Raw genomic sequence first — 12,475 nt, forward strand, 5'->3', positions numbered from 1 at the left:
TGTCAATCGGGTTTCCGAGAGCGCCCGCCCCGGCGGCGCGGCACCCGGCCGGGGAGGCGGCCTCACGACCATGACATCCCTTGCCGAAGAAATCCGCGAGAGACTTGGCGAATGCACTGCGACGGAGCGCCGCGCGGCGCTCGCCCTGCTCGCCAACTACCCGATGCTGGGACTGGGCACGGTCGCGCAGTTCGCCAGCGCCGCCGGTGTCAGCTCGCCGACGATCCTGCGCTTTGCCGCGCGCATGGGCTGCGGCACCTATGCAGCGCTCCAGACCCGGCTGCGCACGGAGCTGGAGGACCAGCTTAAATCGCCGCTGGCCAAGGCCAAGGACGGCACGCAGGCGGGCAGTGCGGCCACCGCGGCGGGGATCGGTGCCGTCGCCGAGGCGGTGCGCGCCAATATCGGCGAGACCTTCCGCCATCTACCGGCGGCCGAGCTGGAGGCCGTCGTCTCGCTGCTGTCCGACGAACGCCGCACGCTCTACCTGCTCGGCGGCCGCTTCACCGATGCGCTGGCCCGCTACATGGCCGCGCATCTGCGCATCCTGCGTTGCGGCGTCATGCATATGGCCGGACAGGAGGGCAACTGGCGCGACGCCCTGCTGGATATCGGGCGGCGCGACGTGCTGGTGGTCTTCGACATCCGCCGCTATCAGGCCGACCTGGTCCGCATGGCGACCGCCGCGGCCAAGCGCGGGGCGACGGTGGTGCTGATCACGGACAGCTGGCTGTCGCCGATCGCCAGCGTCGCGACCCATGTGCTGCCCGCCCGCATCTCCGTGCCCTCACCCTGGGATTCCTCCGCCGCCCTGATGGTGATCGCCGAAACGCTGGTTGCCGGCGTCACCGCGCGCGATCCCGAACGCAGCGAACGGCGCATGTCGGCGCTGGAGGCCTATCGCGACGAGGAAGACGGCAAGCGGGCCGGCCCGCCCAAGAACGAGCCGCCGACGGCCGGCTGACAGGCTGCGGATCAGCCCCGCGCAAGGCCGCGCTGGTCGACCGCCTCGCGCATGGCGGCCATGAACAGGAGCAGGTCGGGCGTATGCGCCTCCGCGGCGCGGGTCGAGATGCCGACCGGCCCCAGCGTGATCCGGGTATCGACGGCAAGGGCCACCAACTGCCCCTCGGCAAGGTCGTTGGCGACGACGCCGTTGGAGATGATCCATACCGCGTCGCTGGAACGGGTGAAGGCCCGGCCGAAGGCGTTCGACACCGTCTCGATCCGGCGGGGCAGGCGGCCAATGCCGTTGGCCACCATCAACCGTTCCACCAACGGCCGGATCGCCGCGCTGCGGTTCGGATAGAGCACCGGAAACTCGGGCAGGCGGGCAAGGTCCGGGTCGCTGATCAGCGGATGGCCGGGACGCACGGCCAGCACCACCTGCTCGCTGTAGAGCTGCTGGAAGGCAAGCCCCTGCATGGCGTCCGGCTGGCCGAGCCGCCCGATCACCACATCCAGCGCCCCGGTCCTCAGCTGGTCGAGGAGATGGCCGTTCGGCCCGGTGACGATATCGAGCGTGGCCCCGCGCCCACGCTCCAGATAGCGCCCGGCAGCCAGCGGCACGATGCTCGCCGCAACGCTCGGCAGGGCGCCGATGCGCAGCTGCCGCTCCGAGCCCATGCGCACCTGGTCGATGCCGTCGAGCCCTTCACCCAGCGCGGCGACCGACAGGCCGGCATAGTGGCGGAAGATCTCGCCTTCCGCCGTCAGCGTCACCCCCGAACGCCCCCGCTCCATCAGGCTGACGCCGACGAGCGCCTCCAGCTCCTTCAGCGTCTTGGAAACGGCCGGCTGGGTCACGTTCAGGGCGCTCGCCGCCTCCGTCAGGCTGCGCAGCCGTGCCACCTCCAGAAAGGCCTGCAGATGGCGCAGCTTGATCCCTGCTCCGACTGGCATTTCGCACCTCCGGTTATACAAAACGGCAAAATTCTCATTTTACATTACCAATTGCCGCGTCCATCCTGAAGCTCCACAGAGCCAGGGAGGATGGATCGTGCAGGCGGTCTCACGAAACGGGCGCATTCTCAACGCGGCCTTCCGGCCGGGACGCGGGGCAGCTCCCGTCCTTGCCTTTTCCAATTCGCTCGGAACCGACTTCCGCATCTGGGACGATCTCCTCGCGCGTCTGCCGGACGATTGGGGCCTGCTGCGCTACGACACGGCCGGACACGGACTGTCGCCGGGCGGCATCGGCATGAGCATCGACGACCATGGCGACGATCTGGTCGCGCTGCTCGACAGCTACGGCATCGAAAAGGCGGTGATCGTCGGCCTGTCGGTCGGTGGCCTGATCGCCCAGTCGGTAGCGATCCGCCATGGCGAGCGGGTCGCCGGACTGATCCTGTCCAATACCGGCATGAAGATCGGTACGCCCGAGATCTGGAACGGCCGCGCCGAGGCGATCCGCGCAGGCGGCATGGATGCCATCGGCGATGCGACGATGGAGCGCTGGTTCTCCCGCGCCTTCCGCGAGGGGCGTCCGGCCGAGCTGCTGCGCTGGCGGACGATGCTCGTGCACACGCCGGCCGACAGCTACATCGCGCTCGGCAGCGCCATTCGCGATGCAGACTACCGCGACCACGCGGGCAGCATCGCGGTCCCGACCCTGTGCATCGCCGGCAGCGAGGACAGCGCGACGCCGCCCGAGACGCTGCGTGCGCTTGCCGCCGCCATTCCCGGCGCAACATGCGAGGAAATCGCCGGCGTCGGCCACCTGCCCTGCATCGAGGTGCCGGACAGGGTGGCGGACCTGATCGACACTCTGGTGGAGCGGGTGACGGCATGAGCGGACAGGATCCCTTCGAGGCGGGCATGGCGACCCGCAAGGCCGTTCTGGGCGAGGCGCATGTGGCGCGCGCCGAGGCCGCCCGCGATGCGTTCGACGGGCCGTTCCAGGACCTGATCACCCGTGGCGCCTGGGGCGGGGTCTGGGCGCGCGACACGATCAGCCGGCGGGAGCGCTCGATGATCACCATCGCGCTGCTCGCCGCGCTCGGCCATGACGAGGAACTGGCGATGCATTGCCGGGCCACCGCACGCACCGGCGCAAGCCGCGAAGATGTCTGCGAAGCCTTGCTGCATGTGGCAATCTATGCGGGCGTACCGGCCGCAAACCGGGCGATCCGCATCGCCCGTGCCGCCTTCGCCGAAATCGAGACGCCCCAAGACGGGCCGGGAGGAGACAAGCCGTGACCACCGCCTTCTACCGGCGCGACCGCTCGCAGCAACCGCTGCCGCTGTCGCCGGGATACAAGAGCACCGTCCTGCGTGCACCGGTCCGCCCGCTGCATGCGCTCGAGCAGACCAGCCTGGAGCAGACCGGGCCGGCGCTCGGCCATACGCCGCTGGGGCCGCTCGACCATGACCTGATCCGCAATGCGGCAACCACGGGCGACGCGCTCGGCGAACGCATCTACGTCTTCGGGCGGGTGCTCGACGAGAACGCCCGACCGGTACCCAACGCGCTGATCGAAGTCTGGCAGGCCAATGCTGCGGGGCGCTACGCCCATGTGCGCGACGGCTACCTGGCGCCGCTCGACCCGAATTTCTCCGGCTGCGGGCGCTGCGTCAGCGATGCCGACGGGCGCTACCTGTTCCGCACCATCAAGCCGGGCCCCTATCCGTGGCCGAACAACGGCTCCGACTGGCGGCCCGCGCATATCCACCTCTCGGTGTTCGGCGAGGCCTTCAGCCAGCGGCTGATCACCCAGCTCTATTTCGAGGGCGATCCGCTGATCCCGCTGTGCCCGATCGTCAACACGATCCCGGACAAGGACGCCATCGACCGGCTTGTCGCGCGGCTCGACCTGCGCAACCAGGAACCGTTCGACTGCCTCGCCTACCGGTTCGACATCGTGCTGCGCGGGCGGCGGCAAACCCATTTCGAGAACCGGACGGAGGGCCTGTGATGAACGACCGGCTGAAGGAAACCCCCTCCCAGACGGCAGGACCTTACGTCCATATCGGCACCGCACCGCAGGCGATCGGCCGACCGGCGCTGCCGAACCAGCCCGGGCCGGTGATCGAGAGCAACACCGGCGAGGCCATCGTCATCGAGGGACTGGTGCGCGACGGCTCGGGCGCTCCGGTGCGCGACGCCATGCTGGAGATCTGGCAGGCCGACGGCATGGGCCGGGTCGGCGAATACGGCCTCTTCGCCCGCGCGACGACGGATTTCGATACCGGCACCTTCCGCTTCAGGACCGTGCGGCCAGGCCAGCATGCCGAGGGCCACGCCCCGCATGTGGCCGTGCTGATCTTCGCCCGCGGCATCAACATCCACCTGCACACGCGCATGTATTTTCCCGAAGATCGCGAGGCGCTGGCCAAGGATCCCGACATGCGCCGTCTCGAGCCGGAGGCGGTGGCAACGCTGATCGCCACCGAGGACGGCAAGACCGAGGACGGGCTGCCGCTCTACCGCTTCGACATCCGCCTGCAGGGTGAAAACGAAACGGTGTTCTTCGACATCTGAGCCCCGGCAGCCACCGGGCGACAGGACAGGCGCATCATGGCCGACATCCCCCTCGTTTCGCCGCTCCTTGCCGGCTTGTTCGGCGACGACGAAACCGCAGCACTGTTCTCCGCCGAGGCGGAGATCGCCGCGATGGTGGAGGTGGAGCGGGCGCTCGCCCGCCTTCAGGGAAGCGCCGGCCTGATCCCCCAAGCCGCAGCCGACGCCATCGACCGGGAGCTCTCAGGCCTCCTGCCGACATCTGCGGAGCTTGCCGCCGGAACGGCCGCGGCCGGCGTCCCGGTACCCGCGCTGGTGGCGGCCCTGCGGCAGAAGCTGTCGCGGCCGGCGGCCGACTACCTGCATTTCGGCGCGACCTCGCAGGACATCGTCGACACCGGCCTGATGCTGCGCCTCGCCCGCACGCTTGCGCTGTTCGAGGCGCGGCTTGCGGACATCGTGGCGCAGCTTTCCGCGCTGGCTACCCGGCACCGGGCAACGCCGATGGCCGGCCGCACGCGCGGCCAGATCGCGACGCCCGTCAGCTTCGGCCTACGGGTCGCGATCTGGACCCTGCCGCTGGCAAAGGCGCGGCGGCGCCTTGCCCGGCTGCGGCGCGAGGCGCTGGTCGTGCAGCTCGGCGGAGCCTCCGGCGATCTCGGCGCGATGGACGTGCCGGGACGCGCCGCGGAGCTGGCCGGTGCCCTTGCCCGCGAGCTCGGCCTTGCGCCCTCCCTTCCCTGGATGACCGACCGGGAGCCGCTGCGCCGGATCGCCCGCGAAGCGAGCGAGATCGCGCTGGCGCTCGGCAAGATCGGCGAGGACGTGATCCTGCTCGCCCGCTCGGAAGTCGGCGAGATCCGGCTGGCAGAGGCCGGCGGTTCCTCGACCATGCCGCAGAAGCAGAACCCGGTCCGGGCCGAGGCGCTGGTGGCGCTCGCACGCTTTGCCGCCGCACAGGCGGCCGCGCTTTCCGCCGATGCCCTGCACCGCGAGGAGCGGGACGGCGCCGCCTGGATGGGCGAGTGGCTGGTTCTGCCCCAGGTGATGCTGGCAACCGGGGCGGCACTGCGCCGTGCATGCGCGCTTGCCCCAGGCATGGAGGCCGATGCCACGCGGATGGCGGCGACCGCCACCGGCGGCGGCGGCGGGCTGTCGCTCGCCGAGCGCTTTTCCTTCGCCCTGCTGCCCCATGTCGGCCGCGCGGCTGCGCAGGATCTGGTGAAGAAGGCTGCCGGCCTGGTGCGCGCCGAGGGCGGCACGCTGGCAGAGGCGCTGTCGAAGTTGAGCGATGCGCCGCTCGACTGGCAGGCGCTGGCCGACCCGTCGTCCATTTCGGGCGCGGCCGCGGCGATGACCGACGAGATGCTGGCCGAGATCGCCGCGCTTGCGCACGGCGACTGACGGTCACGCCTAGCGCTGGCCCTTGAAATAAGGCTTCAGCATCGCGCGCGGGTAGTCCGCCTTGCGGGCGACCATGACCAGCGCCAGGATCGACAGCAGGTAGGGCAGCATCAGGAACACCTGACCGGGCACGAAGGCACCGACCTCGGTCTGCAGCCGCACCTGGAAGGCGTCGAACGCACCGAACAACAGCGCGCCGATCAGCGCCTTGCCGGGACGCCAGGAGGCGAAAACGGTGAGCGCGATGCAGATCCAGCCGCGCCCGTTGACCATGCCGAAGAAGAACGCGTCGAAGGCGGACATGGTCAGGAACGCCCCGCCCAGCGCCATCAGCGCGGAACCGGCGACCACGGTGCCCATGCGCAGCACCATCACCGACAGGCCCTGCGCCTCCACCGCCGCCGGATTGTCACCGACGGCGCGGATCGCAAGGCCGAGCGGCGTGCGGTAGAGCACGAAGCCGACCACCACGACCATCACCAGCGCCAACATGGTCAGCGCCGTCTGCTGGAACAGCACCGTACCGAGGAAGGGCAGGTCGGACAGGACCGGGATATCGAGCGGCTGGAAGGCGGTGATGCGCGGCGGCGAGGTGACGTCCGGCAGCGCCGTGCGGTAGGCGTAATAGCTGAGACTGGTGGCGAACAGCGTCACGCCGATGCCCGAGACGTGCTGGGACAGGCCCAGCGGCACGGTGAGCACCGCATGCAGCAGGCCGAAGCTGGCACCGGCGAGCGCGGCAACCAGCACACCGCCCCACAGGCCGGCGCCGAGCCAGGCAGCCATCCAGCCGGCCATGGCCCCGGCGGTGAAGATGCCCTCGATACCGAGATTGAGGACGCCGGCACGCTCGCACAGGAGCGCGCCGAGCACGCCGAAGATCAGCGGCGTGGCGATCCGCAGTGCCGCCGCCCAGAAATTCGCCGAAACGAGGATGTCGAGGATTTCCATCATGCCCCGGTGTCCTTGCCGGCGGATGCCTTGCGCCCCGGTCCGACCAGCCGCACGCGGAACCGCACGAAGAGGCCGGAGACGAGCACGGCGATCAGCGATGTGGCGACCACCAGGTCGGCCAGATAGTTGGAAACGCCAATGGCCCGGCTCATGCTGTCGGCACCGACGAAGACGCCGGCGATGAACAGCGCCGCGACCACGACGCCGAGCGGCGACAGGCCGGCCAGCATGGCAACGACAATGCCGGCATAGCCGAAGCCGGGCGACAGGTCGGCGGTGAGATAGCCCTTGAGGCCGGCCACCTCGCCGACGCCGGCAAGCCCGGCAAGCGCGCCGCTGAGGAGAGCGACGCGGACGAAGGTCGCGGTGACCGGGATGCCGGCATGGCGGGCCGCTTCCTGGTTTTCGCCGACGGCACGGATCTCGAAGCCCCAGACCGTGCGCGCCAGCAGGATATGGGCCAGCAGTGCGGCAACGAGCGCGACGATCAGCCCGGCATGGACGCGCATGCGGTCGAACAGCTTGGGCAGCATCGCCGCGTCCGCCATCGGCTCGGATTGCGGCCAGCCCATGCCCATCGGATCCTTCATCGGCCCTTCCAGCATCATCTGCACGAAGAGCACCACAACGAAGTTGAGCAGCAGGGTGGTGACCACCTCGTCGGCGCCGAGCCTTAACTTCAACAGAGCCGGGACCAGCATCATCATCGCCCCGGCCATCGCACCGGCCAGCAGCACAAGCGGGATCATCACCGCCGGCGGGGCGGAGATCGCGCCGGAGCCGACGGCGACGGCGGCCAGCGCGCCGGCATAGAGCTGGCCTTCGCCGCCGATGTTCCACAGCCGCGCCCGGAAGGCGAGGGCGGCGGCCAGGCCGGTCAGAATCAGCGGGGTCGCCCGCGACAGCAACTCGGAAACGGCGAAGAACGACCCGAAGGCGCCTTTCGCCATCAGCACATAGGCCTGCAGCACAGGCGCGCCGGCCGCCATGATCGGCAGGGCCGCCAGCGCCAGGGCCGCCAGCGCCGCGGCAACCGGTACGCCGGCGCGCAGGACCGGCGAGACGGTCTCGCGCGGTTCGAAGCGGATCATGCGGCCTCCTCCGCGTGGCCGGCCATCATCAGGCCGACGGTGGCGCGGTCGAGCTCGTCGGCATCGCGCGCCGCGCTCAGCTGGCCGCGATGGATCACCGCGATGCGGTCGGACAGGGCGAAGAGCTCGTCGAGATCCTCGGAAATCAGGATGACGCCGGCGCCGCGGGCGCGGGCGGCGAGCAGGCGGCGATGCACCTCGCCGGTGGCGCCGATGTCGAGCCCGCGCGAGGGCTGCGCGGCCAGCACCACCGCCGGTTCGGCGTCAAGCGTGCGGGCCAGCACGATCTTCTGGATGTTGCCGCCAGACAGCAGCCGCGAGATCGCGGAACCGCCCCGGCAGCGGATGTCGTGGGCGGCGATCGCCTCGCGGGCGCGGGCGGCGATGGCGGAGAAATCGAGGAAGCCAAAGCGTTGGTAGCGGGCGGACCGGATCTCCTCGATCACCAGGTTCTCAGCGACGCTCATCGCCCCGACGATGCCATCGCGGTGGCGGTCCTCCGGAATCCGGGCGATGCCGGCGGCGATCATCGCGCGCGCGTCCTGCGCCGTGACGTCGTTTCCGGCGAGCAGGATGCGCCCGGAGGTTGCCCGCTCCAGCCCAGAGACGAGGCGTGCGAACATCGTCTGGCCGTTGCCGGAAACACCGGCAACACCTAGAATTTCTCCCGACCGCAGGGCCAGCGACAGGTCCCTGACCGCCTCGCGGCCGGTGCCGGCGGAGACGCCTTCGAGCGCAAGCAGCACATCACCAGGCGCGCGCGGTTCGCGCCGGCTCTGGGAGAGCGAATGGCCGACCATCAGCTCGGCGAGCTTCTGGCGGTCGCACTCGACGGTCGGCAGGTCTGCGACCTTGCGGCCCATGCGCAGCACCGCCACCCGGTCGGAGGCACTGAGCACCTCGGCCAGCTTGTGCGAGATGAAGACGATGGCGAGGCCGTTGCCGGCCAGTTGTCGCAGGGTGGCGAACAGGCCTTCGGATTCCTGCGGCGTCAGCACGGCAGTCGGCTCGTCCAGGACCAGCACGCGGGCATCGCGATAGAGTGCCTTGAGGATTTCCACCCGCTGCTGCTCGCCGACCGACAGGCGCGAGACGCGAAGGTCGAGATCCACCGTCAGCCCGCTGTCACGCATCAACGCCTCCAGCCGCTGCCGGTCGGCGCGCGAGGAGGTGGAGGGCGACAGCAACGGTCTCGTGCCGAGCACGATGTTCTCGAAGGCGGTGAGATTCTCGGCCAGCGCGAAATGCTGGTGCACCATGCCGATGCCGGCATTGAGCGCCGCATGGGGCGAGCCGGGCTCCAGCGGCACGAGCCCGCCATCCGGCCCGGCGATGCGCACCTCCCCCTCGTCGGCAACATAATGGCCGAACAGGATGTTCATGAGCGTGGTCTTGCCGGCGCCGTTCTCGCCGAGCAGCGCGACGATCTCGCCGGCATGCAGGTCGAGATCGACCGCCTCGTTGGCGGTCATCGCGCCGAAGCGCTTGGTGATGCCGGCAAGCGACAGCACGACCTTGCGCTCGTGCGGCCGTGCGTGCAGCGGGTCGCTCATCTCCACTCCGGGGCAGGGCTGGACAAAAGGACGGCCCGCCCCCGATCTCGTGCCGAGAACAGGGGGCGGGCCGCGATCAGATGATCACATCGTCGACTTGGGCTCGGCGTCGTTGACGTTGACGCGGAACAGCCCGTCGAGAATCTCCTTCTCCTTCTCGCGGGCAGCCTTGACGGCCTCCGCATCGGCAAGGCTCTCGTCGACGACGAAGCTGCCGCCCCCATAGGACATGAAGGAGAACTGGCCGTAATCGGAAGGCTCGAAGCTGTCGGTGGCCACGGCCTCGATCACCCGGTCGATGGTCGGCTCCATGTGCCAAAGGGCGCTGGCGAGGATCGTGCCGGGATAGTCGCCGGCCGTGTCGATGACGTTGCCGATGGCCAGGATTCCCTTCTCCTTGGCCGCATCAGAGACGCCGAAGCGCTCGGCGTAGAGAATGTCCGCGCCCTTGTCGATCATCGCGAAGGCCGACTCCTTGGCCTTCGGCGGGTCGTACCAGGAGTTGATGAAGGTGACGAGGAACTTGACGTCCGGATTGACCGCCAGCGCGCCTTCCATGAAGGCGTTCATCAAGCGGTTAACCTCCGGGATCGCGTAGCCGCCGACCATGCCGATGACGTTCGACTTGGTCGCCTTGCCGGCGATCATGCCCGTCAGGTAGCTCGGCTCGTGGATCCAGTTGTCGAAGACGGCGAAGTTCGGCTGTGCCGGACCGAAGGACGAGCCCATCAGGAAGGCGATGTCGGGATACTCGGCCGCCACGCTGCGGGCCGCGCGCTCCACGGCGAAGGCCTCGCCGATGATCAGGTCCATGCCGCCCTCGGCGTATTCGCGCATGACGCGCTCATAGTCCGTGTTGGCGACGTTCTCGGAGTAGGTATAGGTCACGTCGCCGCGCGCCTGGGCCGCCTGCAGCGCCTGATGAATGCGTCCGACCCATTGCTGCTCGACCGGCACGGTGTAGATCGCCGCGACCTTCAACGGCTTGTCCTTGGCCATTGCCGGCAGGCCGCCCGCCATGACGGCAAGCGATGCGACAAGTCCGAGGACGGCCCGTCGCGTCCAGGCGAAATGATCGTTGATTGTCATCTGACTCCCCCTCGCAGGATGCGGCGCTCATGCGCGACAGGCACGGGCCGGTGTGCATCGACCGGCGAAGGCGCGTGGGCGGCTCTTCGCGCGGCGGGGCAAATTGGACCACATTCCAGGCACGCCCACAATGGAGGCAGATGCCGGCCGCAGCGCTTTCTTGAACAAATGGACAAATTTTGATCGTTTGGTCAAAAATTGAGCCGGCTTCGCTTTTTCGCGCGGCAACCGGCCTCCCCCTGACCTTGCACCGCAGGTCGCCCTGCAGCCTATCCGAGCGGGTCTTCCGGCGCCTGCGGCGGGGGAGCCGCGCGGCGGCGGGCCCTGGCGGCCCTGGCGCGGGCAACATAGCCCTTCAGATCGACCGCGCCGGTCAGTTGCACGAAGCCAGCGAACAGCACCATGCCGGCCAGCACCAGCAGGCCGAGGGCGACAAAGCGCACCAGCACAGAAGGTGCGCCGATCAGCGGCGCCATCAACCAGTCGCCCAGCAGCAGGCCGGCGCCCATCGCAAGGCTGGCAAGCGCCAACAGCGGCAGCCTTCGGCGCGCGCCCCGGTCCATGCGGAAATGGCCGCGCCGCCACAGGGCCGCGCCCAGCAGGCCGGCATTGACCCAGCCGGCCAGCGACGTGGCCAGCGCAATGCCGACATGGCCGAGGATCGGCGCCAGAGCCAGCGCGCCGATCACGTTGACTGCCATGCCGATGCCGGCGAACCACATCGGCGTCACCGTGTCCTCGCGGGCAAAGAAGCCCGGCGAGAACACCTTGTTGAGCACGAAGGCCGGCAAGCCGAAGGCAAAGGCGATCAGGGCGGCCGTGGTCGCGCTGGCCGCCTCCGCGCCGAACTCGCCGCGCTGGAAGAGCACCGAGACGATCGGCTCGGGCACCGCGATCAGCGCGACGGTCGCCGGCAGTGTCAGGGCGAGGGCGAATTCCATCGCCCGGTTGAGCGTGCCGTTGGCCTCGCCGTCCTCCCCGGCGCGCAGCGAGCGCGACAGGTCAGGCAGGAGCACCACGCCGATGGCGATACCGACGACACCGAGCGGCAGCTGGTAGATGCGGTCGGCGTAATAGAGATAGGAGACGGCGCCGGCCTGGGCCGAGGCGATCACGGTGCCGACAACGATGTTGATCTGGGTAATGCCCCCGGCCAGCACACCCGGCACGCCGAGCTTGCACAGCCGGCGCACGCCAGCGGTCAGGCGCGGACGTCGGAACGGCACCGAAAAGCCCATGCGGCGCACGGCAACGACAAGCAGCGCCAGCTGGGCGAAACCTGCAACCGCAACCCCCCCGGCCAGTACCACGCCGAGCGTCGTACCCGGCTCTAGTCCCGCATACCAGATGCCCGTGAGGACGGCGATCATCACCAGGTTGAGGACCACGGGGGCAAACGCGGCGGCGGCGAAACGCCGATAGGTGTTGAGGATGCCGGACAGGAACGCGACCAGCGACATGCACAAAAGATACGGGAAGGTGATGCGCGAGAGCAGCACCGCAAGGTCGAACTTCGACGGGTCTTCGGTAAAGCCGGGAGCGAGCAGGAAGACGAGCCCCTGCATGGCAATGAAGGCGATGGCGGTCAGCGCCAGCAGCGTCCACAGCAGCGCGGCCATGATCTCGCCGGCAAAGCGGCGCGCGCCCTCATCGCCCCCTTCCTCCACCGCCCTTGCAAACAGCGGCACGAAGGCGGAGTTGAACGCCCCTTCCGCGAACAGCCGGCGAAACAGGTTGGGCAGGCGAAAGGCGACGAAGAAGGCATCCGCCACCGGACCGGCGCCGGCGAAGGCGGCGATCATCACATCGCGGACGAAGCCGAGGACACGGCTCGCCATCGTGGCGCCGCCGACGGTGACGAAGTTGCGCAGGAGACTCATCGAGCCGGCCATGGGCGGAAGTTCCGTTCAAAGGGGACGGGAAGG

At 69.3% G+C, this 12,475-nt stretch carries 12 protein-coding genes; 6 read left to right on the forward strand and 6 right to left on the reverse strand.

Going from position 1 to position 12,475, the window contains the following annotated elements; translation table 11 throughout:
* Positions 1-70: 70 nt before the first annotated feature.
* Positions 71-964, forward strand: a complete 894-nt coding sequence (locus ACVJ6E_RS16105; protein ID WP_120269845.1) for a MurR/RpiR family transcriptional regulator — start codon at positions 71-73, stop codon at positions 962-964.
* A gap of 11 nt (positions 965-975) precedes the next feature.
* Here ACVJ6E_RS16105 and pcaQ read toward each other — a convergent pair whose 3' ends face one another.
* Positions 976-1,902 (reverse strand): pca operon transcription factor PcaQ, encoded by a 927-nt coding sequence (gene pcaQ, locus ACVJ6E_RS16110; protein WP_120269846.1) that lies wholly within the window; start codon positions 1,900-1,902, stop codon positions 976-978.
* 97 nt (positions 1,903-1,999) lie between these two features.
* On the opposite strand from pcaQ, the gene pcaD reads away from it, so the two are divergent.
* From pcaD to ACVJ6E_RS16135, 5 genes are read left to right on the forward strand one after another with little or no spacing between them, the layout of a single operon-like run.
* A complete protein-coding gene (gene pcaD / locus ACVJ6E_RS16115) occupies positions 2,000-2,791 on the forward strand; it encodes a 3-oxoadipate enol-lactonase (RefSeq protein WP_158592729.1) in 792 nt (263 codons plus the stop codon).
* Positions 2,788-3,198, forward strand: a complete 411-nt coding sequence (gene pcaC, locus ACVJ6E_RS16120) for a 4-carboxymuconolactone decarboxylase (protein WP_120269848.1) — start codon at positions 2,788-2,790, stop codon at positions 3,196-3,198. The genes pcaD and pcaC overlap by 4 nt, the downstream gene beginning before the upstream one ends.
* A complete protein-coding gene (gene pcaH / locus ACVJ6E_RS16125; RefSeq protein WP_120269849.1) occupies positions 3,195-3,914 on the forward strand; it encodes a protocatechuate 3,4-dioxygenase subunit beta in 720 nt (239 codons plus the stop codon). The genes pcaC and pcaH overlap by 4 nt, the downstream gene beginning before the upstream one ends.
* Complete coding sequence (gene pcaG / locus ACVJ6E_RS16130; protein ID WP_120269850.1) at positions 3,914-4,480, forward strand: protocatechuate 3,4-dioxygenase subunit alpha; 567 nt, start codon at positions 3,914-3,916, stop codon at positions 4,478-4,480. The genes pcaH and pcaG overlap by 1 nt, the downstream gene beginning before the upstream one ends.
* 36 nt (positions 4,481-4,516) lie before the next feature.
* Entirely contained in the window at positions 4,517-5,863 is a 1,347-nt protein-coding gene (locus ACVJ6E_RS16135; RefSeq protein ID WP_120269851.1) for a lyase family protein, read from the forward strand.
* Positions 5,864-5,872: 9 nt separating this feature from the next.
* On the opposite strand, the gene ACVJ6E_RS16140 is transcribed toward ACVJ6E_RS16135, so the two are convergent.
* The 5 genes from ACVJ6E_RS16140 to murJ all read right to left on the reverse strand — a co-directional run bounded on the left by ACVJ6E_RS16140 (position 5,873) and on the right by murJ (position 12,430).
* Complete coding sequence (locus ACVJ6E_RS16140) at positions 5,873-6,817, reverse strand: ABC transporter permease (protein WP_208996802.1); 945 nt, start codon at positions 6,815-6,817, stop codon at positions 5,873-5,875.
* Positions 6,814-7,908 (reverse strand): ABC transporter permease, encoded by a 1,095-nt coding sequence (locus tag ACVJ6E_RS16145; RefSeq protein ID WP_120269852.1) that lies wholly within the window; start codon positions 7,906-7,908, stop codon positions 6,814-6,816. The genes ACVJ6E_RS16140 and ACVJ6E_RS16145 overlap by 4 nt, the downstream gene beginning before the upstream one ends.
* Positions 7,905-9,461: an ABC transporter ATP-binding protein gene (locus ACVJ6E_RS16150; RefSeq protein WP_120269853.1), complete on the reverse strand. Its 1,557-nt coding sequence runs from the start codon at positions 9,459-9,461 to the stop codon at positions 7,905-7,907. The genes ACVJ6E_RS16145 and ACVJ6E_RS16150 overlap by 4 nt, the downstream gene beginning before the upstream one ends.
* Positions 9,462-9,545: 84 nt before the next feature.
* Positions 9,546-10,550, reverse strand: a complete 1,005-nt coding sequence (locus ACVJ6E_RS16155; RefSeq protein ID WP_120269854.1) for a BMP family protein — start codon at positions 10,548-10,550, stop codon at positions 9,546-9,548.
* A gap of 269 nt (positions 10,551-10,819) precedes the next feature.
* Complete coding sequence (gene murJ / locus ACVJ6E_RS16160) at positions 10,820-12,430, reverse strand: murein biosynthesis integral membrane protein MurJ (RefSeq protein ID WP_120270196.1); 1,611 nt, start codon at positions 12,428-12,430, stop codon at positions 10,820-10,822.
* Between the last annotated feature and the right edge of the window lie 45 nt (positions 12,431-12,475).

It is taken from the genome of Stappia sp. G46H5W (genome assembly GCF_058448995.1).